Origin of the sequence: Pseudomonas fluorescens (assembly GCF_902497785.1) — a bacterium.
Classification (GTDB): domain Bacteria; phylum Pseudomonadota; class Gammaproteobacteria; order Pseudomonadales; family Pseudomonadaceae; genus Aquipseudomonas; species Aquipseudomonas fluorescens_BO.
In genome coordinates this window covers 101,592-124,966 of the sequence record NZ_CABVHK010000013.1, presented here as the reverse complement: position 1 = coordinate 124,966, position 23,375 = coordinate 101,592, and the positions used below count along the sequence as shown (strand labels likewise).

Below are 23,375 nucleotides of genomic sequence, written 5' to 3'. Positions count from 1 at the left end.
CGCCCTGAGTTCGTCAGGGCGTTCCTTGTTTACATTACGGATCTAGTGCCCGCCGAGATAAGCGTTCCGGACTTCCTCGTTCACCAGCAATTCCTTGCCGGTGCCTGTCAGACGGATCTCGCCGTTGACCATCACGTACGCCCGGTCCGACAGTTTGAGCGCGTGGTTGGCGTTTTGCTCGACCAGGAAGATGGTCATGCCGGTCTTGGCCAATTCCCGCAACGTCGCGAAGATCTGTTTCACCACGATAGGCGCCAACCCCAGGCTCGGTTCATCAAGCAACAGCAGTTTCGGCCGGCTCATCAGCGCACGGGCGATGGCGAGCATTTGCTGCTCGCCACCGGACATGGTCATGGCCCGCTGGGTGCGCCGTTCTTCAAGCCGCGGAAACAGCGCGAACATGCGCTGCATGTCTTCCTTGGCGTACTTGTCACCTATGGGGATGGTGCCCATCAGCAGGTTTTCCTCGACGGTCATGTCGGGGAACACCCGGCGGCCTTCCGGCGATTGCGCAATGCCGTGGGACGCGATGTAGTGCGACGATTTGTGGGTAATGTCCACGCCCTGATAGATGATTTGCCCGTCCGCCGCTCGCGGCTGACCGAAGATCGACATCAGCAAGGTCGACTTGCCCGCGCCGTTGGAGCCGATCAGGCTGACGGTTTCACCTTCGTTGATCTGCAACGAGACCTTCTTCAGGGCCTGGATCGGGCCGTAGAACACGTCCAGGTCTTTGAGTTCGAGGATCGGTTGACTCATACCAACTCCTCTTCATCGGCGCCCAGGTAGGCGGCAATCACTTTTGGATCATTACGGATGGCGTCAGGACCGCCCTCGGCGATGACGATGCCGTGGTCCAGTACCACGATGTGATCGGAAATGCTCATCACCATGCCCATGTCGTGTTCGATCAGCACCACGGTCAGATCGTGCTCGTCGCGCAGCAGCCGGATCATCGCGCTCAGCGCTTCGGTTTCCTGAGGGTTGAGGCCGGCGGCCGGTTCGTCGAGGCAGATGATTTGCGGCCGGGTGCACATGGCCCGGGCAATCTCCAGACGACGTTGCTGGCCGTATGACAGTTCACCGGCCAGACGGTTGGCACAGTCCACCAGATCCACCACTTCCAGCCAGTAGAAGGCGTGGTCCAGCGCATCGCTTTCAGCCTTGCGGTAACCCTTGGTGTTGAGGATGCCGGCCAACAGATTGCGGTTGACCCACATGTGCTGGGCCACCAGCAGGTTTTCCAGCACCGACATTTCCTTGAACAGGCGAATGTTCTGGAAAGTGCGCGCCAGACCGGCCCGGTTCACCAGGTGAGTCCCGCCGAACATCTTGTAGTACATGCGGCTGAGGAAGGATTTCGGGGAAACGAAATCGACCGGTTTGAATGATTCGCCGAGCAACTGGATAACGTTGGTCTGTTCGCCACGAACGTTGAGTTCGATCTTGCCGCCGGAGGCCTTGTAGAACCCGGTCAGGCAGTTGAACACGGTGGTCTTGCCGGCACCGTTGGGGCCGATCAGGGCGAAGATCGAGTTGCGATGCACCTTGAGGCTGACATCACTCAACGCCTTGATACCGCCGAAGTGCATCATCAGTTTCTCGACCGTGAGTACGACTTCGCTCATGGCGCTACTCCTTTGCGCGGGGTCACACCGGTACGGCTGATCCGAATCAGGCCGCGCGGTCGCCAGATCATCATCAACACCATCAGGATGCCGAACAGCAGCACGCGATATTCCGCGAAACCGCGCAGCAATTCCGGAGCGACCGTCAGCACGAAGGCTGCAATCACCACGCCGATGGTCGAACCCATGCCGCCCAGTACCACGATGGCGAGGATCAGGGCCGATTCAAAGAAGGTAAACGAGGTCGGGTTGACGAAGCCTTGATACGTGGCGAAGAACACGCCCGCCAGACCCGCCGTCGACGCACCGATGGTGAACGCGGAGAGCTTGACCAGCACGTGGTTCAGGCCCATCGAGCGGCAGGCGATTTCGTCTTCGCGCAAGGCTTCCCAGGCGCGGCCCACCGGCATACGGGTCAAGCGGTGTTTGACGTACAGCACGGCCAGCACGACGAGGAACAACACGGCATAGATGAAGTAGTACTTCACGTCCGGGTTGTAGGCGATGCCGAAAAACTCATGGAACGGCACGCCGCCTTCCTTCGCACGCTTGCCGAACTCCAGGCCGAAGAACGTCGGCAGCGGTGCCGCCATACCGTTCGGGCCGCCGGTCAGGGACAGCCAGTTGTTGAGGATCAACCGGATGATTTCACCGAAGCCCAGCGTCACGATCGCCAGGTAGTCGCCGTGCAGGCGCAACACCGGGAAACCGAGGATGCAACCGGCCAGCCCCGCCGTGATCGCCGCCAGTGGCAGCACTGTCCAGAAACCCAGACCGAGGTATTGATAACCGAGCGCCAGACCGTAGGCACCAATGGCGTAGAACGCCACGTAACCGAGGTCGAGCAGGCCGGCCAGACCGACCACGATGTTCAGGCCCAGACCCAGCAACACGTAGATCAGCCCGAGGATGACCACGCCCAGCAGGTAGGAGTTGGAGAAAAACGGGAACACCACGGCCACGACGATCAGCAGCGGGATGATCCAGCGCAACCGGGATTTGTAGTCGGGCGGCAGCACATGAACGCCGGAGCCAGTGCTTTCGAATCCGTCAAGAATCCGCAGGCCTTTGGGGGTTTGCAGAAACAGGCTCAGGGCAAAGCGGCCGGCCATGACGATGGCGACAATCCACGCCACCCGGGTGGTTTCCAGATTGAAGCCGTAGCCGTCGAGCACCACGCCGACAATCGGGCCGAACACAATCAGGGCGACCAGACCGGCAAGAATCGCGTCAACCAGGCTTCTTTTGAGATCAATGGTTTTTTTAGTGGTTGAAGACATCGCTTACACCTTCGACACAAGAGGACGGCCGAGCAGGCCTTGGGGCCGAAAGACCAGAACGAGAACGAGCAGCGAGAAGCTGAAAACGTCTTTGTAGTCCGAGTTGACCAGACCGGAGAACAGCGACTCGGAAATCCCGAGAATGATCCCGCCGAGCATCGCGCCGGGCAGAGAGCCAATCCCGCCGAGCACCGCGGCGGTAAATGCCTTGATGCCGATGATGAAGCCTGCGTAGAAGTCGAACGTGCCGTAGTTCATGGTGATCAGCACGCCGGCCAGAGCCGCCATTGCTGCCCCGATGATGAACACGTAGGAAATCACGCGATCGGTGTTGATCCCCAGAATCGAGGCCATTTTGCGGTCTTGCTGGGTCGCGCGGCACATGCGGCCGAGCTTGGTGTACTTGATGACGTAGGTCAGCAGCGCCATGCCGGCAAACGCGGCGACCAGAATGAAGATCTTGGTGTAGGTGAGTTGCACGAAGCCGCTTCCGACTTCAACCCGCCACGCACCGGTCAGCAGTGTGGGAACGCCTTGTTGCTTGGCGCCCTGGGCGATCTGCGCATAGTTTTGCAGGATCAGCGAAATCCCGATGGCGCTGATCAGCGGTGCCAGCCGGGTGGAGTTACGCAGGGGTTTGTAAGCGACACGCTCGATGACCCAGCCGTACACCGCCGTGACCACGATGGTGAAGATCAGGGTGCCAAGCATCAGCAGAGGGAAGGATTCAATACCGAAGTATGCCAGCAGAGCCAGACTGATTGCCGCGAGGTAAGCGGAAATCATGTAAACCTCGCCGTGGGCGAAGTTGATCATGCCGATGATGCCATAGACCATTGTGTAGCCGATGGCGATCAGGCCGTAGACCGACCCGAGGGTCAGGCCGTTGACCAGTTGCTGCAGGAAAATACCATCCATAACGCAATCTCACGCATTTGAGAGACTGCACAGAAGCCGGGTGCGACGGACCGGGGTTCAGCCACCCGCGCAACACGGCTGTGTGCAGCTCTACGAGAAAAGACAGACGAGCCATGACTGATTTCAGTCTGAAGGTGAACACTCTGTGGCGAGGGGATTCATCCCCGTTGGGCTGCGAAGCAGCCCCAAGTCCTGCGACTACGGAGCATTTGAAACACCGAATTCGCTGGATATGGGGCTGCTGCGCAACCCAACGGGGATAAATCCCCTCACCACAGGGCAGATCAGCAGCTCATATCACTTCTGTTTTTCCAGTTGGTGGTATTTGCCATCTTTGTCCCACTGGTAAACCACGTAGTCGGAGACTTTCAAGTCGCCCTTGGCGTCCCAGGTCTTCTCGCCCATCACGGTTTTGACCGGATTGGCCTTCAACCATTTGGCCGCTTCTTCGCCCTTGTTGGACTTGGCGCCATTGAAGGCTGCTGCCAGGGTCTGGACCGAAGCGTAGGCGTACAGGGTGTAGCCTTCAGGCTCGGTGCCTTTTTTGCGGAACTCGTCCACCACGGTCTTGCTGTCCGGCAGCAAACGCGGGTCGGCGCCGAAGGTCATCAGGACGCCGTCGACGAATTGCGGACCGCCAGCGGTGGTCACCAGCTCATCGGTCACGATGCCGTCATCGGACATGAACTTGACGTCTTTCAAGCCTTGCTCACGCAGTTGGCGAACCAGAGGACCGGCTTCCGGGTGCAGACCGCCGAAGTAAACGATGTCGGCGCCAGCGCCGCGGATCTTGGTGACGATGGTGCTGAAGTCTTTCTCGCCACGGGTCAGGCCTTCGTACAGCACCGGCGTTACGCCGCGCTTGACCAGTTGAGCCTTGGTGGCATCTGCCAGGCCTTGGCCGTAGGTGTCCTTGTCGTGCAACACCACCACTTTTTTGCCCTTGAGCACGTCGACGATGTAGTCACCGGCCACGATGCCTTGCTGGTCGTCACGACCACACATACGGAACATGGCACTCAGGCCGCGCTCGGTCACCGCAGGGTTGGTGGAACCCGGAGTGATCGCGATGATGCCTGCTTCGTCGTAGATCTCGGAGGCCGGGATGGTCGACGAGGAGCAGAAGTGACCGACCACGCCGGCGACTTTCTGGTTGGTCAGGTCCTTGGCGACCGTCACAGCCTGTTTCGGTTCGCAGGCGTCATCGCCCTTGACCAGTACGATTTTTTCCCCGTTGACGCCGCCCGCCGCGTTGACCGCGTCCGCTGCAGCCTGTGCACCCTTCATGTACTGCTCGCCAAATGCCGCGTTGGCGCCAGTCATTGGACCTGCCACACCGATTTTCACATCAGCCTGTGCAAACGCAGAAACACCCAACGCAGCTGCCACTGCGAGGGCCAAAAAGCCTTTTTTGTAAAACGTCTGGGACATGAGGTGGTGCTCCAAGGTTTTTTTTAGTTGGCACTGCGACTTCCTGAATGCTCAGAGCAAGGGCCGTGCCATCGGTTTTTTATTCTGAAAAAAGTCGCTGCATTATTGTTATTTCGACTGTTTCGAGCCCATTTTCATTGGGCGTGCAACCGTCTAAACCGCTGAAGGTGAAACCGTTTATTTTTAAAGGCGCAACCCGCATGCGCCATCATTGCAACCGCGATGCTAAACGACGTGCAACCAGCCTGTAACAACGTGCGTCACCGAAGTGCACACTGCTGGTGCGGCACTGCTACAACCCGCACCTTTTACAGGCTAGTCGCTGCGCCGAAAAGCGCCGCGTCCAGCAACAAATTTCAACAATCAAATGACGATGCGCAAGCACTGGCCTGCGTGATACAGCGAAAACCCGGCTTCGTACAGGCAACTGCGCAATCCCACTCCCGCCAAGGGCTGCATGGGTGCGAAAGGAATCGGCAGCGCCTGAGGATTTCCGTTACACAAATAATCGGCAAAGGCTTTGCCGACTACCGTCCCCGTCGTCACGCCGCGGCCGTTATAACCAGTGACTGCCACTAAACCGGGCGCCGGTTCGAACAAGCGCATCAAGTGGTCAGGGGTGAAAGCGATGCAACCGGTCCAGGTGCACTCCCATTCCACCGGTTTGAGGTACGGAAAGTAGTGCTGCTGAACCCGATCGGCCCACGCCTTTAGGAACCAGGTCGGCTTCTGATTGCCATTACCGAGACTGCCGAGCAACAGACGGCCGTCTTTATCCCGGCGAATACTGCTCAGGACCTGACGGGTGTCCCATGAACCCTGCCCTCCTGGAAGGATTTGCTGCGCGGCCTCGTCGGTCAGTGGTACCGAGGCGACTTGATAGTAGTAACCGGGGAAGAAGTTGCGTCGCAATTCTGTCCAGTCACCCTCGGTATACGCGTTGGAGGCAATCACCACCTGCTCGGCCAGCACCGAACCCTGAGCGGTTTGCACCGACCAGCGCTGGCCCTGACGCTCAAGTCGAGTCACAGGTGAATGATCGAACAGCTGACCGCCAAGGCCGATGGCCGCCTTGGCCAGCCCCGTGGTGTAAGCCATCGGGTTGATCGTGCCAGCACGACGATCGAGCAACGCGGCGGCAATCTTTTTGGTGCCGGTAGCCTGTTCGCAGGCTTGGCCGGTCAGTAATTCGACCGGTGCGCCGCGGCGCTTCCATTGTTGTTCACGACTGCGCAAGTCGGCTTCGCCACGGGCGTTATGCGCCATGTGCAGCGTGCCTTCGCGGCGCAGCTGGCAATCGATCTTGTACTTGTCCACCAGGCTGAACACCAATGAAGGCGCCGCCCCGAGCATGCGATTGAGCTGACTGCCAACCGCTTCGCCAAATCCGGCTTCGATGTCGTCCGGTGGAATCCACATGCCGGCGTTGACCAGCCCGACGTTGCGCCCCGAACCGCCATGCCCGGCGCGATGGGCTTCCAGCACGCACACCGTCTTGCCTTTTTCCAGCAGATGCACTGCCGCCGACAAACCGGTGAACCCGGCGCCGATGACGCAGACATCGACCGTGACTTCGCCCTTTAACGGCGCATTGTCCGGCCTTTGCGGCGTCAGTTTTTCCCACAGACACTCTTCGCGTAACGGCATTGCCAGACTCCAACAGAAACCTAACCAAGCCGCGAAAAAGATCGCAGCCTTCGGCAGCTCCTACAAAACCGCAGCCAGGCACAATCCCGTAGGAGCTGCCGAAGGCTGCGATCTTTTCAAGCGACCACTATTCCATCAGTCGAAGGTAATACCCTGCGCCAACGGCAACTCCAGCGAGTAGTTCACGGTGTTGGTCTGACGACGCATGTACCCGCGCCATGCATCGGAGCCCGACTCGCGACCGCCGCCGGTTTCTTTTTCGCCACCGAAGGCACCGCCGATTTCCGCGCCGCTCGGGCCGATGTTGACGTTGGCGATGCCGCAGTCGCTGCCAACCGCCGACATGAACTGCTCGGCTTCACGCACGTCGGTGGTGAAGATGCACGAGGACAGGCCTTGTGGCACCGAGTTGTTCAGGCGCAGGGCTTCATCGAAGTCCTTGTAACCGACCACGTACAGGATCGGCGCGAAGGTTTCGTCACGGACCACGTCGCTCTGCTCCGGCATTTCAACAATGGCCGGCGAGACGTAGTAAGCGTTCGGGTATTGGTCTTCCAGTTGACGCTTGCCGCCAAACACCCGGCCGCCTTCGCTCAAGGCTTGTTCCAGCGCGTCCTGCATGTTTTCGAAACTGTGTTTGTCGATCAGCGGGCCGATCAGGTTGCCTTCCAGCGGATTGCCGATACGCACTTTCGAGTAAGCGGCTTTCAGGCGGGTGACGATTTCTTCCTTAACCGATTCGTGCGCAATCAAGCGACGCAGGGTGGTGCAACGCTGGCCGGCAGTGCCGACGGCGCTGAACAGGATGGCGCGAACGGCCATGTCGAGGTCGGCGCTTGGGCCGAGAATCATCGCGTTGTTGCCGCCCAGCTCCAGAATGCTGCGAGCGAAACGGGCGGCGATTTTCGGCGCCACTTCGCGGCCCATGCGGGTGCTGCCGGTGGCGCTGATCAGCGCGACACGCGGGTCATCCACCAGTGCTTCGCCGGCATCGCGGCCACCGATGATCACTTGGCTGAGGTGCGGCGGCGCATCGCTGAAGTTTTTCAACACGCGGTCGAACAGCGCCTGGCAGGCCAAAGCGGTCAGCGGGGTTTTCTCCGACGGTTTCCAGATCACCGGGTTACCGCAGACCAGCGCCAGCGTGGTGTTCCACGCCCAGACGGCCACCGGAAAGTTGAACGCGCTGATCACACCCACGACGCCCAACGGGTGCCAGGTTTCGCGCATGTGGTGGCCAGGACGCTCGGAGGCGATGGTCAAACCGTACAGCTGACGGGACAGGCCGACGGCGAAATCGCAGATGTCGATCATTTCCTGAACTTCACCCAGACCTTCCTGAGTGATCTTGCCGGCTTCCCAGGACACCAGCTCGCCGAGGTCGGCCTTGTATTCGCGCAGGATGTCGCCCAGTTGCCGCACCAGTTCGCCACGGCGCGGCGCCGGAACCTTGCGCCACAATTCGAACGCATGATCTGCGCGACTGATGTGCTGCTCGACTTCAGCGGCGCCTTCCCAGTTCACAGAGGCGATCTTGCTGCCATCGATCGGCGAATGCACCGGCACTTTGCCGTTCTGGTACAGGGCCGGGTTTACACCAAGACGATCAAGCAATGCGGCAACCATGGGTCACTCCTCAAGCAAAAAACAGAATGCGTACAGCCGTAAAATCACGACTGATCAGACCTGTAGTTTTAGCTCGCCGGAGGTTACCCAACAAACGACCTTTAAGAGAGATATCATTCCGTTTATTCATGCTGCGAATTGCTGGTCAGAAAGAAACAAGAAAAAGGACACCCCATGCTGAATAAACGTTACCTGCCGTCGATCACCGCATTGCAGTGTTTCGAGGCCGTGACCCGGCATTTGAGCTTTACCCGGGCCGCCGAGGAGCTGAACCTGACCCAGAGCGCCGTGAGCAAACAGGTCGCGCAACTGGAAGAGCTGTTGCAGCACCTGTTGTTCCGCCGGGTGCGTCGACGCCTGCAAATGACTCCGGCCGGCGATCTGTACCTGGTCGAAGTACGAAAGATCCTCACGCAGGTCGAGATGTCGACCCACTACCTGCGTTCCTACGGCGGTGAAACCGAAGTCCTGCGCGTCTCCACACCGCCAACTTTCGGCGCCCGCTGGCTGGTGCCCCGGTTGAAAGGCTGGCGCCTGCGTCATCCGTCGATCCATCTGGACCTGTGCAGCGAGCAAGAAGCCGATGACCTGCTGCAAGGCCGCAGCGATCTGGCGTTCTATTTCGGCCAAGGCTCACGGCCGCGCACCGAATGCCTGAAATTGTTCGGCGAAGAGCTGGTGCCGGTGTGCGCACCGGGCAGCCTGCCTGACACGCCGTTCACCGACCCGACCCAATTGACCGACCTGGTCCTGCTGCAAAACGCTTCCCGCCCACAGGCTTGGCACGACTGGTTCGACAGTCAGGGTTACCACACCGAACACAGCTACCACGGCCCGCGCTTCGAAACGTTCTATATGTGCATCCGTGCCGCGCAGGTTGGCTGCGGTGTGGCGTTGTTGCCGCGGTTTCTGGTGGAGGAGGAATTGGCCGACGGCAAACTGGTCATTCCCTGGCAGCATGCGATGCCCAGTTCCGACGCCTACTACCTGGCGTACCCGGAGCATTCGGCAGAAGTGCCCAAAGTGCGGGATTTTGTGAAGTGGATGCTGGAGCAGATCGACAATCCCACCTCCGCTGACTGACCCTCTGTAGGAGCTGTCGAGTGAAACGAGGCTGCGATCTTTTGATCTTGTTTTAAAAGCAAAATCAAAAGATCGCAGCCTCGGTTCCCTCGACAGCTCCTACAGGTCCAATAAGAAATCGCTGGCACTACCCGGCACCGATATGCGCCACTAGCCCTATTCAATGTGGAGAACCCCGTTATGAGCGAGAGTGTGTTTGCCGATCGCATCGTGCAGAACCTGCTCAACACCGACTTCTACAAACTGACGATGATGCAGGCAGTGCTGCACAACTACCCGAACGTCGAAGTCGAATGGGAGTTTCGTTGCCGCAACAGTGAAGATTTGCGCCCCTACCTGGCGGAAATCCGCTTGCAGATCGAGCGCCTTGCCGAGTTGAGCCTGAGCGCCGACCAGTTGGGCTTTATGGAACGCATCAGCTTCATGAAGCCGGATTTCCTGCGTTTTCTCGGGCTGTTTCGCTTCAACCTGCGCTACGTCCACACCGGTATTGAAAACGGCGAGTTGTTTATCCGGCTGCGCGGGCCATGGCTGCATGTAATCCTGTTCGAAGTGCCACTGCTCTCCATCGTCAGCGAAGTGCGCAACCGCTATCGCTACCGGGACATCGTGCTGGAACAGGCCCGCGAGCAGCTCTACCGCAAGTTCGACTGGCTGACCGCCAACGCCGGCAGCGACGAATTATCCGAATTGCAGGTAGCCGATTTCGGCACTCGGCGTCGCTTTTCGTACCGCGTGCAGGAAGAAGTGGTGAGCGTGCTCAAGCATGACTTCCCCGGACGCTTCGTTGGCACCAGCAACGTGCACCTGTCCCGGGAACTGGACATGAAGCCGCTGGGCACCATGGCCCACGAATGGATCATGGCGCACCAGCAACTCGGCCCGCGGCTGATCGACAGCCAGATCGCCGCCCTCGATTGCTGGGTCCGCGAGTACCGGGGCCTGCTCGGGATCGCCTTGACCGACTGCATCACCACCGATGCCTTTCTCAACGATTTCGACCTGTACTTTGCCAAGCTTTTCGACGGCCTGCGCCATGACTCCGGGGATCCGGTGATCTGGGCGGAAAAAGCCATCGCCCACTATCACAAGCTCGGCATTGACCCGATGAGCAAGACGCTGGTGTTCTCTGACAGCCTGACGCTGCCCAAGTCGCTGGAAATATTTCGCGCCTTGCGCGGTCGGATCAATGTCAGCTTCGGCATCGGCACCAACCTGACGTGCGACATTCCGGGTGTCGAACCGATGAGCATCGTGCTTAAAATGGCAGCCTGCAACGGCCAGCCGGTGGCGAAGATCTCCGACGAGCCAGGCAAGACCCACTGCAAAGACCCGAATTTCGTCGCCTACTTGCGACACGTTTTCAAAGTACCTGCCGCCCTTTCCAGCACACCAAGCAAGGAGTGAATTCATGCAAGCCGTACAGCGTGAGATTGCTGAGCAGCTCAAGGTTCAACCGCCATTCGCCGACAAGGCCGCCCTCGAGGCGGAAATCGCCCGGCGCATCAGCTTCATCCAGGATTGCCTGGTCAATTCCGGGCTCAAGACCCTGGTGCTCGGCATCAGCGGCGGCGTCGATTCCCTGACCGCCGGCCTGCTGGCCCAGCGCGCCATGCGTGAACTGCGCACCCGCACCGGTGATGACCATTACAAGTTCATCGCCGTGCGCCTGCCCTACGAAACCCAGTTCGATGAACACGACGCCCAGGCTTCAGTGGATTTCATCGCCCCGGACGAGCGTCACACCGTGAACATCGGCCCCGCAGTCAAAGCGCTGGCCAATGAAGTTGCCGCCTTCGAAGGCAAACATGCGGTTTCAGTGGATTTCGTGCTCGGCAACACCAAGGCGCGGATGCGCATGGTCGCCCAATACACCATCGCCGGTGCGGCTCAGGGCCTGGTGATCGGCACCGACCACGCGGCGGAAGCGGTGATGGGCTTCTTTACTAAATTCGGTGATGGCGCCTGCGACCTGGCCCCGTTGAGCGGCTTGGTGAAAAATCAGGTGCGAGCCATCGCTCGCAGTTTCGGCGCGCCGGAATCGCTGGTGGAAAAAATTCCGACGGCGGATCTTGAGGACTTGTCGCCGGGCAAGCCGGATGAAGCGTCACATGGCGTGACCTATACCGAGATCGATGCGTTTTTGCATGGCGAGCCGGTGCGTGAGGAAGCGTTCAAGATCATCTGCGATACGTACCGCAAGACCCATCACAAACGAGTCATGCCGTTCGCGCCGTGACCTTCTCTTGTCGAAACCTGTAGGAGCCGTAGGAGCTGTCGAGTGCAACGAGGCTGCGATCTTTTGATCCTGCTTTTAATAGGCAAAATCAAAAGATCGCAGCCTCGTTGCACTCGGCAGCTCCTACACGACAACGGACTCAAAAAAAAAGCGCCCTCACAGGACGCTTTTTTTATGAAGCCGATTCGCTTACTTCAGCGTAACCGTACCTTTCATCATCGAGATGTGGCCCGGGAACGAGCAGAAGAAGCCGTATTTCTCGTTGGCGTCCAGCTTGGACACATCGAACGTCACCGAGTCGGTTTCCTTGGCGCCGATGATTTTGGTGTGAGCGATGACGCGGGCATCACCTTCCGGCAGGTAGCTCTTTTCGATGCCAGCGGCCAGGCCTGCGGTGGCGATTGGCTGCATGTCCGCTTCTTTGCTCAGCACCCAGTTATGACCCATGACGTTTTTCGGCAGGTTGCCGGAGTGAGTCAGCTCGACGGTGAAAGTCTTGCAGCTTTTGTCGATTTCAATGGCCTTGGTGTTGAAGGACATTTGGTCGGTGGAGTCGATGGTGGTCTTGCACTCGGCAGCCATCAGTTGGCTGCTGGCCAGTGTCAACAGGGATACCGCAACGAGTTTGGCAAACATGGTGAATCTCCAAGGCAGGTTTATCAAAAGTGCGAATGGACAGAAGACTGCCTGAAAACTTCGCAAGTTCCTATGACCTGAATCAAAAATTGTATACAACTTTCGGGCTATGACACCTATCGAAACAATCTACCAGCCAGACGTCTGGGACGGCCCTATCATCAGGTCGTCATCACTCAGCCGGAGCGTCCGTCATGTCCTTCAACAGTTTTTTGTGCAGTTTGCTCGCCGCCTATGCCTGTGGCGCCAGCGGAACCTGCGAAACGCCCCAGCGCGAAGTTTAGACCTTGGAGCGGCGCCTATCTGCCTTTAACCTGTGGTCATCCTGACCCTGGAGCAAGGCATGACTTTAACGTCCGTTTGTGTATTTTGCGGTGCCAGCACCGGCACTAACCCGGCTTACCGTGAAGCGGCGGTCGCCCTCGGGCGCGCATTGGCCGAACGTCGGCTGACCCTGGTTTACGGCGGCGGCGCCGTCGGGCTAATGGGCATTGTCGCCGACGCCGCGCTGGCGGCCGGCGGTGAGGTCATCGGGATCATCCCGCAAAGCCTAAAGGACAAGGAAATCGGTCACAGCGGCCTGACACGCCTGGAAGTGGTCGATGGCATGCATGCGCGCAAGGCGCGTATGGCCGAGCTCAGCGATGCATTTATCGCCCTGCCCGGCGGCCTGGGCACCCTCGAAGAATTGTTCGAAGTCTGGACCTGGGGCCAACTCGGCTACCACGGCAAACCGCTGGGGTTGCTGGAAGTGAACGGTTTCTACAGCAAATTGACCGGTTTTCTTGATCATATCGTCGGCGAAGGCTTCGTTCGCGAAGCACACCGTGACATGCTGCAAGTGAGCGAAACGCCGCAAACCCTGCTCGATGCGCTGGACGCCTGGCAACCGACCGTGATGCCAAAGTGGACAGAGCAAAAACCCAGCTAACGGCTCGGCACCGATACAGGGCAGAATATGCGCCGCTCAACCTCACCTTCGACCCCAGAGGATCGCCCATGGCTAAACCTAATTATTCCTTCGCCAAACGTCAGAGAGACTTGGCCAAGGAGCAGAAGAAAGAGGAAAAGCTTCAGCGCAAGAAAGCTACAGCTGAAGAAGAAGCCGCTGCACTGAACCCGGAAGCAGAGGGTGGAGTGGCCGCAGAAACTGATGTTGATGCACCGAAAGATCAGGCGCCCGACGCCTGAGACCCTCAGGGCCCGATGATCTGATCAGGCCCACCGGATCTGTGTGTAGGAGCGAGCTTGCTCGCGAAGGTATCGAAGACAGCGCGTTTTTCCAGACAGGACGCGTCATCGTTGACGTCCATCGCGAGCAAGCTCGCTCCTACAAGGGGTCTTGTCAGTCCAATGGCATCACGGTGACGCGGACTTCCGGGTCATGGTTGCCACCCCCCAGAATCACCCCCCGCAGCGGCGAAACATCGGAGAAATCCCGGCCCCAGGCCAGGGTGATGTGCTCCAGTGCCGGCTGCACATTGTTGGTCGGATCGAAATCCACCCAGCCCAGCACCGGGCAGAACACCGAAACCCAGGCGTGCGAGGCGTCGGCACCGATCAGGCGTGGCTGGCCCGGCGGCGGTTGCGTCAGCAGGTAACCGCTGATGTAACGAGCCGCCAACCCACGGGAGCGCACGCAGGCCAGCATCAGGTGGGCAAAGTCCTGGCAGACACCGCGCCGGCGCTCCAGCACTTCCACCAGCGGCGTTGCGACCTGGGTGGCTTCGGCATCGAAGGTAAATTCGCTGAAGATTTTTTCCATCAATGCCTGCACGCCCGGCAGCAACGGCCGCCCCGCCGGAAAGCAGCTTTCGGAAAACTCGACGAAATTGCGCTTCAGGTGCACATAAGGCGATTCAAACCGGTAACGGCAGGCTTCCAGCAAATCGGGTGAAAGCGGCTGACTGCTGTAAGTCAGCGCGTTGCGCGTGTCTTCCCAGGCCGGTGATCGATTGAAATCCAGCGTGGGCCGGGCCAGCACCTCGACGGTGAGGCTGGCATTGACCAGCAATTCATCGTGCGGACGCTCGAACGCCAGCCGGGTCAGCGGATTGCCGAACACATCCAGCTCATCCCGGCGAACGGTCGGGTCGGGGCTGATCTGCAATTGCCGAGCGGTGCAACGCTGCCAGGCGCAGGGCCGCGGCCACAAATGGGCCAATTGCTGGGCCAGCGACACCGGGCTGTCGTAGTGGTAATGGGTGTCATGGAAAATCTGATAATGCGCGCTCATCAGACGGACACCGTACGCTGGCTGACATCATCGACATGGGCGAAATGGCGCAATGCCAAACGATCCGATACTTGCCCGCTGGCCTCAGCGATCTCATGCAGCAGATCGGCCAGCCCGTCGACAGCAGCGCGAACGCTGGCTTCGCCGAACAGGGAATTCTCCAGGCACCCCAGATCGAAGCGCGCCAGTCGCTCCACCAAGTGCGGCAGGCCGGCCTCGCGCGGCACGCCGAAATCATCGTTCAAACGTTTGAGGGTACGGGTCACCAACTTCAGTTGAAACAGCACCGCGTGTGGGTTCTGCTCGTCGAGGAGCAAGAGGTCAAGCACCGGGATCAGTTGCGCCACCGCCAGGTACCGCGAACGGTAAGTGATGCTGCTGTTGCCCAGCTCCAGCAGCCACTCCAGCCCGGCCTGATCAAACGCACCGCTTCCGCGCAGGAACGCCGCGAGGCTGGCGCTGAGAAATTGCAGCCGTTCAATCCGCCGCCCGATCATCAGAAAGCGCCAGCCTTCGTCCCGGGTCATGTCGTCGAGGGCAAAACCGGACAACGCGGCCAGCGACATCACCAGTCGATTGAGAAAATCCAGCAACTCGCCGAAGTCCGGCTCTTCGGTTTCCAGCTCCATGGCTTCGCGCTGCAATTCCACCAGCGCCTGCCAGTTTTCCCGCGAGAGCTTGCCGCGAACCTGCGAAGCCGCCCACTGCAAGCGCTGCAGGTTGGAGCGCAGGCTGAACGGCCAGTCATCACCCAGCAGCGCCGCCAACAACCGCTGCGGCAACTCGCCTTCATCCGGCAACAACATCAACCGCTCGCCCAGATCGACTGCCGCTTGCAGGGCTTGCGGATCGTCGCCATCGACATGATGCGCGAGCATGATCCGCAGCAATCGCGCACTGTCATCGCAGCGCTCGCAATAACGGCCGAACCAGAACAGATTTTCTACCACCCGCGAGGGCAGGTACGGATCGCGCCGCACCAGATCATGCACGCCGATCGTGCGCCGGGTTTTCCATTGTTCGCCGCTGGGGGCGCGCTCGCCGAGCACCCAGGTATCCTTGCTCGCGCCACCGCGTTGCATCGACACCACTTCGGCGTCGGCATCGGCCGCCACGCGGGTCAATCCGCCGGGCAAGACCCGATAACCGTCGCGACTGGCCACCGCGTACATGCGCATTCCGATGGCCCGTGGCTGCAACTGACCGTCGTCGGCTTGCCATATCGGTGCGTGGGATAATTGCGCGAGTTCTTGCGCAACATAAGCGTAAGGGCGTGCCTGCATGCGCTCGGCCAGATTCTGGCGCTGTATTTCACTCAAATCCCGGCCAAACACCGGAGCAAAGCTTTGTGACGGGAACGCCGGTTTGATCAGCAATTCCGGCATTTTCTCCAAGGCTTGAGCCAGCACGGGCGCTTCGCCGCACCACCAGGTGGCGATAGACGGCAGGATCAATTCTTCGCCAAACAGAAATTCATTGATCCTCGGCAGAAAGCCCAGCAGGCCCGGCGACTCCAGCACCCCGCTGCCCAGCGCATTGGCCACCAGCACGCGGCCCTGCCGCACGGCTTCGAGCAGACCCGGAACGCCCAGCGCCGAATCGGTGCGCAATTCCAGCGGGTCGCAGAAGTCGTCGTCCAGCCGGCGCATGATTGCGTGAACCCGACGCAAGCCGCTCAAGGTCTTCAGATAAACCGTGGCGTCGCGCACCGTAAGATCGCCGCCCTCCACCAGCGGATAACCCAGTTGCCGCGCCAGATAAAGATGTTCGAAATAGCTTTCGTTGAAGCGGCCCGGCGTCAGCAGCACTACCAACGGCGCTTCATCATCGCTTGGCGCCTGACGGGCCAGGGTTTCCTGCAGCGTGCGGAAGAATCCGGCCAAATGCTGCACCTTCAAATCGCGGTACAACTCGGGAAAGGCCCGGGACACGATGGTGCGGTTTTCCAGAGCGTAACCGGCGCCGGAGGGAGCTTGCGTGCGGTCCGCCGTCACCCACCATCGACCGTCGGGCGTACGTGCCAGATCCACCGCATATAGATGCAGAAAGGCCCCGTCGGGCGGCGTGATGCCCTGACAGGGCCAGAGAAAATTGTTGTGCCCAAACACCAGTTCAGCGGGCAACAGGCCTTCAGCGATCAACCGTTGTGGTCCGTACAAATCCGCCAGCACCGCGTTCAGCAGTCGTGCGCGCTGAGCGATCCCGGCATCTAGCTGCGCCCACTCATCAGCGGCAATCACATGCGGCAACAGGTCCAGCTCCCACGGCCGATCTGCGCCTTTGGGGTCGGCATAGACGTTATAGGTCACGCCGTTTTCCTGGATCTGCCGGGTCAGCAGGGCCTGACGCTGCACCAACTGCGCTGGCGTGCTGCGTTGCAATTGGTCGAACAGCCGACGCCAGTGCGGGCGCACCGCGCCGCTGTTGTCGAGCAGTTCGTGATAAGTGCCCGCCGTCAGCGGGTAGCGGTCTAGCAGGTCAGGCATGGAAAGCTCGGCAGACAGCAAAGAACGGTCAGACTAACGCAGGCTCATGACGCCCGGATAGACGAAAAATCCGGGCGTCGCGTAGGGTTTAGAAACGTCGTAAATCGAGAGTCATCGGCAGCTCGTCGTTAATTTCCAGCATCGGTATAGGAAGTTTCCCAGGGCTGTGTCCGATGCGGAAAAAACGCGCCATGCGCCTGCTCTCGGCTTCGTTGGCGTTCACCGGCAGGCTGTCATAGTTGCGCCCGCCCGGATGGGCGACGTGGTACTGACAACCACCCAGCGAACGCTGCATCCAGGTGTCGAGCAGGTCGAACACCAGGGGCGCGTGGACCGGGATCGTCGGTTGCAGGCAATTGGCCGGTTGCCAGGCGCGGAACCGAACGCCGGCGACGAATTCGCCGACTCGTCCGGTGGGCTGCAAGGGCACTGGCACGCCGTTGCAGGTCAGCACGTAACGCTGCGGCGGCAGGCCGGTGAGTTTGACCTGCAAACGCTCCAGCGACGAATCCACATAGCGCACCGTGCCGCCGACCGCGCCCTCCTCGCCCAGCACGTGCCAAGGTTCCAGCGCCTGACGCAGTTCCAGCTCGATACCACTGACCGCGTAATCGCCGACTTTGGGAAAACGGAACGCCAGATGTGCCGCAAACCATTCGGCCCGCACCGGATAACCCGAAGCGTTGAGATCGACGATGACGTCGGCAAAGTCTTGCTCGATAAAGTGCGGCAACAGAAACCGGTCGTGCAGTTCCGTACCCCAGCGCGCCAGTTTCGGCGGCGCATACGGCTCGCGCCAGAACCGCGCGACCAGTGCCCGCAGCAACAGTTGCTGCGCCAGGCTCATCCGCGCATGGGGCGGCATTTCAAAGGCGCGCAACTCGAGCAAGCCAAGTCGCCCCGTTGCACCGTCGGGCGAATAAAGCTTGTCGATGCAAAATTCGGCGCGATGGGTGTTGCCGGTCACGTCGATCAACAGGTTGCGCAACAGCCGATCCACTAGCCACGGCGCGCAATCCTCGCCCGGCTCGGGCATTTGCGCGAAAGCGATTTCCAGCTCGTACAGCGCGTCGTTGCGCGCTTCATCGATGCGCGGCGCCTGGGAAGTCGGGCCGATGAACAATCCGGAAAACAGGTAGGACAAGGAGGGGTGGTTATGCCAGTAACTGATCAGGCTGCGCAGCAAATCCGGGCGACGCAGAAACGGTGAGTCGGCCGGAGTCGCGCCACCCAGTACGAAATGGTTACCGCCACCCGTGCCGGTGTGCCGGCCATCGATCATGAATTTCTCGGTGGTCAGTCGGGTCTGGCGTGCTTCTTCGTAGAGAAACTCGGTGCGCTCGACCAACTCGTCCCACGTGGCGGACGGCTGCACGTTGACCTCGATAACGCCGGGGTCAGGGGTAATGCGAAAGTTGCTCAGGCGTGGATCGCTCGGCGGTTCATAGCCTTCCAGCAACACCGGGCAGTGCAGCTCCTGCGCCGTGGCTTCGATGGCCGAAACCAGTTCCAGATAATCCTCGACCCGCTCCAGCGGCGGCATGAACAGGTACAACCGGCCTTCCCGCGCCTCGGCGCAGAACGCGGTGCGGGTCAGCCAATCGGCGGACTCGTCGACCTCCAGATCGCGCTCGATCGCTTCGGCCGCTGCGACCGGGCTGTTCAGCTGCTGAGTGTCTGGAAGTGCAGGGAATTGCTGGTTGGGGTCGTTGGGATAGATGAACGGATACTCGGCCGCTTTCACCCACGGCTGCGAACCCAGTGGTAAGCGATAACCCAGCGCCGAATCGCCCGGCACCAGTCGACAGTGTTCGTCGCGCAGGTACCAGCGACCGCTTTGCCACTGATCGCCCTTGGCGGTTCGCGCCAGTGGCAGAACCTGGCCGATCACTTTGTCCAGACCCTGACTGAAAACCTTGCGCAATCGCGCACGCTCAAGGGGTTCTTCCAGACGTGAATCTTCGGCGCTGACGTTCTGCGGCAAGGTGCCTTCGCGCCACAGGTAATAGAAATTGTCTTCGTAGGCCGGAAACAAGAACCTCGTGGGAATTTTCAATCGCTCGGCGACACTGGCCAGAAAGCGACCGGCCAGTTCGCCATCGGCGCCGTAATCCTCCTGTTCATCGGCGATCAGCGCGCTGTTGTGCCAGATCGGCACGCCGTCGCGGCGCCAGTAGCAGTTCAGCGACCAGCGCGGCAGCTGTTCGCCGGGGTACCACTTGCCCTGCCCGAAATGCACCAGCCCCTTGGGCGCGTAGTGTTTACGCAGGCGCTGGAACAGCTCGGCGGACAGCCGACGCTTATCCGGTCCGAGCGCGGCGGTGTTCCACTCGGCGCCGTCGGGATCGTCGATGGACACGAAGGTTGGCTCGCCGCCCATGGTCAGGCGCACGTCGCCTTCCAGCAGGTCGGCATCGATCTGCCGACCCAGCGCCTGGATCGCCAGCCACTGATCTTCGGTGTAGGGCTTGGTGACGCGAGGCGCCTCCCAAATCCGCTCCACCGACATTTCGTGAGTGAATTCGCACTCGCACGGTTCCACCAGACCACTGATCGGTGCCGCGGAGCCGGGATCGGGACTACAGGCCAACGGGATGTGTCCTTCACCGGCAAACAGTCCTGACGTCGCGTCCAGGCCGATCCAGCCAGCACCGGGCAAATACACTTCGCACCAGGCGTGCAGGTCGGTGAAGTCCACCTCGGTGCCGGAAGGGCCGTCGAGACTTTTGACGTCGGCGGTGAGTTGAATCAGATAACCGGAAACGAAACGCGCCGCCAAACCCAGGTTGCGCAGCAATTGCACCAGCAACCACGCGGAGTCGCGGCAAGAACCGGAGGCGTGCTCCAGGGTGTGCTCGGGTGTCTGCACCCCCGGCTCCATGCGGATCAGGTAGCCGATGTCTTCGCTCAGTCGCTGATTGAGCGCGACGAGGAAATCCACGCTGGGCAGCGGCGTGCGGTCAATGCCGTCCAGATACGCCTTGAATGCCGGCGTCAGGGGCAAGGTTTCCAGGTACGGCGCCAGCTCCTTGCGTTCGTCTGCGGCGTAGGCGAACGGGATCTGTTGCGCGTAGGGCTCGAGGAAGAAGTCGAACGGATTGAACACCGCCATCTCTGCCAGCAAATCGACTTCGATCCGCAGCTCCGTGGTTTTCTCCGGGAACACCAACCGCGCCAGGTAATTGCCCTGAGGGTCTTGTTGCCAGTTGATGAAATGCTGCTCGGGCGAGACTTTCAGTGCGTACGACAGTATCCGCGTGCGACTGTGGGCGGCCGGGCGCAGGCGAACGATCTGCGGGCCAAGCTCGACAGCGCGGTCGTAGCGGTAATGCGTGACGTGATGCAATGCGACATGAATCGACACGGCGTGCCTCCTGCGAGCCCTAAGCGTATTTGAAAGCGCGCAAGACTTATGCCATCCAGTGGCGCTGGCGCTTTCCTGGTGTTGCTTAGGGCAGTACAGCACCAAAATCGGGCGATGCGTGGAATTGGCGTGGGGGATCGCACGTATTTGTGGCGAAGATCAGAAGATCGCAACCTCCGGCAGCTCCTACGAGGCGATGGTGTACACCTGTAGGAGCTGCCGAAGGCTCGGGCCGCGTTCGGACGATCTTTTGATCTTCAGCCAAAAAAAACGCCAACCCGAGGGTTGGCGTTCTGTTAAGCGTGGTCAGCGTTTAGCGCGGCACAACCGGCTTGCGCGCAGGCTTGGGCCCCTTGCCCTTGGCCGCATCCTTGCGATCCTTGGCGGCTTGCTGGTTGCGGGCGAAGGCCGCGGCCTTGGCCTGTTCACGCTTGTCCCACGCGTTACCACCATCGCTGGCACGCGGAGGCAAACCGGTGTGCTGGGTCAGGATTTTGGTGGTTTTTTCACCGGCGACCTTATGACTACCCGCCGGCGTCGAGTTCTTCCGACGGGCGCTCTGATAGCTATCAGTCGCCGGCTGATGCAGCGGGATCAACTGGTTCTTGCCCGGCCCGATCAGGTCGGCGCGGCCCATGCGGGTCAGCGCTTCACGCAGCATCGGCCAGCCTTTCGGGTCGTGATAACGCAAGAACGCCTTGTGCAGGCGACGCTGATCTTCGCTCTTGACGATGGTCACGGCGTCGCTCTTGTAGGTGACCTTGCGCAGCGGGTTCTTGCCGGAGTGATACATCGCGGTGGCAGTCGCCATCGGCGACGGATAGAACGCCTGCACCTGGTCGGCACGGAAGCCGTTGCCCTTGAGCCACAGCGCCAGGTTCATCATGTCTTCGTCGGTGGTGCCCGGGTGAGCGGCGATGAAGTACGGAATCAGGTACTGCTCTTTCCCGGCTTCCTTGGTGTACTTCTCGAACATGCGCTTGAACTTGTCATAGCTGCCGATGCCCGGTTTCATCATCTGGTTGAGCGGACCTTCCTCGGTGTGTTCCGGGGCGATCTTCAAGTAACCACCAACGTGGTGGGTCACCAGTTCCTTGACGTATTCCGGCGACTCGACCGCGAGGTCATAGCGCAGGCCGGAGGCGATCAGGATCTTTTTCACACCCGGCAACGCACGAGCGCTGCGATACAGCTGAATCAGCGCCGAGTGATCCGTGTTCAGGTTCGGGCAGATGCCGGGGAACACGCACGATGGCTTGCGGCACGCGGATTCGATTTCCGGGCTCTTGCAGGCGATGCGATACATGTTCGCGGTCGGGCCGCCGAGGTCGGAGATGACGCCGGTGAAGCCAGGCACCTTGTCGCGGATCTCTTCGATTTCGCGAATGATCGACTCTTCGGAACGGTTCTGGATGATTCGGCCTTCGTGCTCGGTGATCGAGCAGAAAGTGCAGCCGCCGAAACAGCCGCGCATGATGTTCACCGAAAAACGGATCATGTCGTAGGCCGGGATTTTCTCCTTGCCGTACGCCGGGTGCGGGACACGTGCGTAAGGCATGCCGAACACGTAGTCCATTTCGTCAGTAGTCATCGGAATCGGCGGCGGATTGAACCAGACGTCGACTTCGCCGTGCTTCTGCACCAGCGCGCGGGCGTTGCCCGGGTTGGTTTCCAGGTGAAGCACGCGGTTGGCGTGAGCGTAGAGCACCGCGTCACCACGGACTTTCTCAACCGACGGCAGACGAATCACGGTCTTGTCGCGGGTCATCTTCGGGCTGGCCAGGATCTGCACGACCTTGGCTTCGCTCGGGTCTTCAACCGGGCCCTTTTCCTGCTCGATGGCGCAGGCCTGAGTGTCCTGGGTGTTGACGTACGGGTTGATGATTTTGTCGACCTTGCCCGGACGGTCGATGCGGGTGGAATCCACTTCGTACCAGTCTTTGGGCGTGTCACGACGGATGAACGCGGTGCCGCGCACATCGGTGATGTCCTCGATCTTGTGACCGTAGGACAGACGCTGGGCGACTTCGACAATCGCACGCTCGGCGTTGCCGTAAAGCAGGATGTCGGCGCAGGCGTCGATCAGGATCGAGTTGCGCACCCGGTCCTGCCAGTAATCGTAGTGGGCGATGCGGCGCAGGGAAGCTTCGATGCCACCGAGCACGATCGGCACGTTTTTGTAGGCTTCCTTGCAGCGCTGGCTATACACCAGGCTCGCGCGGTCCGGACGTTTGCCCGCCATGCCACCGGGGGTGTAGGCGTCATCGGAGCGGATTTTCTTGTCGGCGGTGTAGCGGTTGATCATCGAATCCATGTTGCCGGCCGCGACGCCGAAGAACAGGTTCGGTTCGCCGAGTTTCATGAAATCGTCTTTGGACTGCCAGTTCGGCTGGGCGATGATCCCGACGCGGAAGCCCTGAGACTCCAGCAGCCGGCCGATGATCGCCATGCCGAACGACGGATGGTCAACGTACGCATCACCGGTGACGATGATGATGTCGCAGGAATCCCAGCCAAGCTGATCCATCTCCTCCCTGCTCATTGGCAGGAACGGCGCTGGACCGAAACATTCGGCCCAGTACTTGGGATAGTCAAATAACGGCTTGGCTGTTTGCATGACGATGACCGGTGTTGAGATGAAAAATCGCGGGCGCGGAATATAGCACAAAAAATAACCAATTCCGACGGCTATGGTCGGAAATTGGTGAGGCTCTTATCCGCACAGATCCTGAAACCGTCCACAACACCTGTGGCGAGGGAGCTTGCTCCCGCTGGGCTGCAAAGCGGCCCCAAATCTTGTG

Annotated in this window: 17 protein-coding genes; 5 read left to right on the top strand and 12 right to left on the bottom strand. The window is 60.2% G+C overall.

Annotated elements, in window-relative coordinates; translation table 11 throughout:
- Positions 1–42 precede the first annotated feature (42 nt).
- From F8N62_RS20020 to F8N62_RS19985, 7 genes are all read right to left on the bottom strand, one after another.
- Complete coding sequence (locus F8N62_RS20020; RefSeq protein WP_150712303.1) at positions 43–759, bottom strand: ABC transporter ATP-binding protein; 717 nt, start codon at positions 757–759, stop codon at positions 43–45.
- Positions 756–1,628, bottom strand: coding sequence for an ABC transporter ATP-binding protein (locus F8N62_RS20015; protein WP_150712302.1), 873 nt, complete (start codon positions 1,626–1,628; stop codon positions 756–758). Before F8N62_RS20015 ends, F8N62_RS20020 begins: the two co-directional genes overlap by 4 nt.
- Complete coding sequence (gene livM, locus F8N62_RS20010) at positions 1,625–2,908, bottom strand: high-affinity branched-chain amino acid ABC transporter permease LivM (RefSeq protein WP_150712301.1); 1,284 nt, start codon at positions 2,906–2,908, stop codon at positions 1,625–1,627. The genes F8N62_RS20015 and livM overlap by 4 nt, the downstream gene beginning before the upstream one ends.
- Before the next feature lie 3 nt (positions 2,909–2,911).
- Positions 2,912–3,826, bottom strand: coding sequence for an ABC transporter permease subunit (locus F8N62_RS20005; protein WP_150712300.1), 915 nt, complete (start codon positions 3,824–3,826; stop codon positions 2,912–2,914).
- Between the two features lie 297 nt (positions 3,827–4,123).
- Positions 4,124–5,257 carry a branched-chain amino acid ABC transporter substrate-binding protein gene (locus tag F8N62_RS20000; protein ID WP_150712299.1) on the bottom strand — a complete coding sequence of 378 codons (1,134 nt, stop codon included), beginning with the start codon at positions 5,255–5,257 and terminating at the stop codon, positions 4,124–4,126.
- Positions 5,258–5,620: 363 nt separating this feature from the next.
- Complete coding sequence (locus tag F8N62_RS19995) at positions 5,621–6,904, bottom strand: NAD(P)/FAD-dependent oxidoreductase (RefSeq protein WP_150712298.1); 1,284 nt, start codon at positions 6,902–6,904, stop codon at positions 5,621–5,623.
- A gap of 135 nt (positions 6,905–7,039) precedes the next feature.
- Entirely contained in the window at positions 7,040–8,530 is a 1,491-nt protein-coding gene (locus F8N62_RS19985) for an aldehyde dehydrogenase family protein (protein ID WP_150712297.1), read from the bottom strand.
- A 174-nt stretch (positions 8,531–8,704) separates the two neighbouring features.
- Here F8N62_RS19985 and F8N62_RS19980 point away from each other — a divergent pair, with 174 nt between their 5' ends.
- From F8N62_RS19980 to nadE, 3 genes are all read left to right on the top strand, one after another.
- Positions 8,705–9,613 carry a LysR family transcriptional regulator gene (locus F8N62_RS19980; RefSeq protein WP_150712296.1) on the top strand — a complete coding sequence of 303 codons (909 nt, stop codon included), beginning with the start codon at positions 8,705–8,707 and terminating at the stop codon, positions 9,611–9,613.
- Between the two features lie 180 nt (positions 9,614–9,793).
- Positions 9,794–11,020, top strand: coding sequence for a nicotinate phosphoribosyltransferase (gene pncB / locus F8N62_RS19975; protein WP_150712295.1), 1,227 nt, complete (start codon positions 9,794–9,796; stop codon positions 11,018–11,020).
- A gap of 4 nt (positions 11,021–11,024) precedes the next feature.
- Complete coding sequence (nadE, locus tag F8N62_RS19970; protein ID WP_150712294.1) at positions 11,025–11,852, top strand: ammonia-dependent NAD(+) synthetase; 828 nt, start codon at positions 11,025–11,027, stop codon at positions 11,850–11,852.
- A 189-nt stretch (positions 11,853–12,041) separates the two neighbouring features.
- On the opposite strand, the gene azu is transcribed toward nadE, so the two are convergent.
- Positions 12,042–12,488, bottom strand: a complete 447-nt coding sequence (azu, locus tag F8N62_RS19965; RefSeq protein ID WP_150712293.1) for an azurin — start codon at positions 12,486–12,488, stop codon at positions 12,042–12,044.
- Between the two features lie 343 nt (positions 12,489–12,831).
- Here azu and F8N62_RS19960 point away from each other — a divergent pair, with 343 nt between their 5' ends.
- Both F8N62_RS19960 and F8N62_RS19955 read left to right on the top strand, forming a co-directional pair.
- The gene (locus tag F8N62_RS19960; RefSeq protein WP_150712292.1) at positions 12,832–13,419 is read left to right on the top strand and encodes a TIGR00730 family Rossman fold protein; all 588 of its coding nucleotides are present in this window, start codon (positions 12,832–12,834) and stop codon (positions 13,417–13,419) included.
- Positions 13,420–13,487: 68 nt separating this feature from the next.
- A complete protein-coding gene (locus F8N62_RS19955; RefSeq protein WP_150712291.1) occupies positions 13,488–13,679 on the top strand; it encodes a hypothetical protein in 192 nt (63 codons plus the stop codon).
- A 154-nt stretch (positions 13,680–13,833) separates the two neighbouring features.
- Here the strand turns inward: F8N62_RS19955 and F8N62_RS19950 are convergent, their stop codons facing one another.
- The 4 genes from F8N62_RS19950 to F8N62_RS19935 form a co-directional block, all read right to left on the bottom strand.
- Complete coding sequence (locus F8N62_RS19950) at positions 13,834–14,724, bottom strand: transglutaminase family protein (RefSeq protein WP_150712290.1); 891 nt, start codon at positions 14,722–14,724, stop codon at positions 13,834–13,836.
- Positions 14,724–17,210, bottom strand: coding sequence for a circularly permuted type 2 ATP-grasp protein (locus F8N62_RS19945; protein WP_150712289.1), 2,487 nt, complete (start codon positions 17,208–17,210; stop codon positions 14,724–14,726). Before F8N62_RS19945 ends, F8N62_RS19950 begins: the two co-directional genes overlap by 1 nt.
- 88 nt (positions 17,211–17,298) lie before the next feature.
- Positions 17,299–20,574 (bottom strand): DUF2126 domain-containing protein, encoded by a 3,276-nt coding sequence (locus F8N62_RS19940; protein WP_150712288.1) that lies wholly within the window; start codon positions 20,572–20,574, stop codon positions 17,299–17,301.
- Between the two features lie 313 nt (positions 20,575–20,887).
- Positions 20,888–23,191 carry a YgiQ family radical SAM protein gene (locus tag F8N62_RS19935; RefSeq protein WP_150712287.1) on the bottom strand — a complete coding sequence of 768 codons (2,304 nt, stop codon included), beginning with the start codon at positions 23,189–23,191 and terminating at the stop codon, positions 20,888–20,890.
- Positions 23,192–23,375 lie beyond the last annotated feature (184 nt).

Excerpts from the sequence above, each read along its gene's own strand:
- F8N62_RS20000 (WP_150712299.1), bottom strand. The coding sequence starts at position 5,257 with ATGTCCCAGACGTTTTACAAAAAAGGCTTTTTGGCCCTCGCAGTGGCA.
- nadE (WP_150712294.1), top strand. The coding sequence starts at position 11,025 with ATGCAAGCCGTACAGCGTGAGATTGCTGAGCAGCTCAAGGTTCAACCG.
- livM (WP_150712301.1), bottom strand. The coding sequence starts at position 2,908 with ATGTCTTCAACCACTAAAAAAACCATTGATCTCAAAAGAAGCCTGGTT.
- F8N62_RS20005 (WP_150712300.1), bottom strand. The coding sequence starts at position 3,826 with ATGGATGGTATTTTCCTGCAGCAACTGGTCAACGGCCTGACCCTCGGG.
- F8N62_RS19985 (WP_150712297.1), bottom strand. The coding sequence starts at position 8,530 with ATGGTTGCCGCATTGCTTGATCGTCTTGGTGTAAACCCGGCCCTGTAC.
- azu (WP_150712293.1), bottom strand. The coding sequence starts at position 12,488 with ATGTTTGCCAAACTCGTTGCGGTATCCCTGTTGACACTGGCCAGCAGC.
- F8N62_RS19960 (WP_150712292.1), top strand. The coding sequence starts at position 12,832 with ATGACTTTAACGTCCGTTTGTGTATTTTGCGGTGCCAGCACCGGCACT.
- pncB (WP_150712295.1), top strand. The coding sequence starts at position 9,794 with ATGAGCGAGAGTGTGTTTGCCGATCGCATCGTGCAGAACCTGCTCAAC.
- F8N62_RS20015 (WP_150712302.1), bottom strand. The coding sequence starts at position 1,628 with ATGAGCGAAGTCGTACTCACGGTCGAGAAACTGATGATGCACTTCGGC.
- F8N62_RS19950 (WP_150712290.1), bottom strand. The coding sequence starts at position 14,724 with ATGAGCGCGCATTATCAGATTTTCCATGACACCCATTACCACTACGAC.
- F8N62_RS19945 (WP_150712289.1), bottom strand. The coding sequence starts at position 17,210 with ATGCCTGACCTGCTAGACCGCTACCCGCTGACGGCGGGCACTTATCAC.
- F8N62_RS19995 (WP_150712298.1), bottom strand. The coding sequence starts at position 6,904 with ATGCCGTTACGCGAAGAGTGTCTGTGGGAAAAACTGACGCCGCAAAGG.
- F8N62_RS19955 (WP_150712291.1), top strand. The coding sequence starts at position 13,488 with ATGGCTAAACCTAATTATTCCTTCGCCAAACGTCAGAGAGACTTGGCC.
- F8N62_RS20020 (WP_150712303.1), bottom strand. The coding sequence starts at position 759 with ATGAGTCAACCGATCCTCGAACTCAAAGACCTGGACGTGTTCTACGGC.
- F8N62_RS19980 (WP_150712296.1), top strand. The coding sequence starts at position 8,705 with ATGCTGAATAAACGTTACCTGCCGTCGATCACCGCATTGCAGTGTTTC.
- F8N62_RS19935 (WP_150712287.1), bottom strand. The coding sequence starts at position 23,191 with ATGCAAACAGCCAAGCCGTTATTTGACTATCCCAAGTACTGGGCCGAA.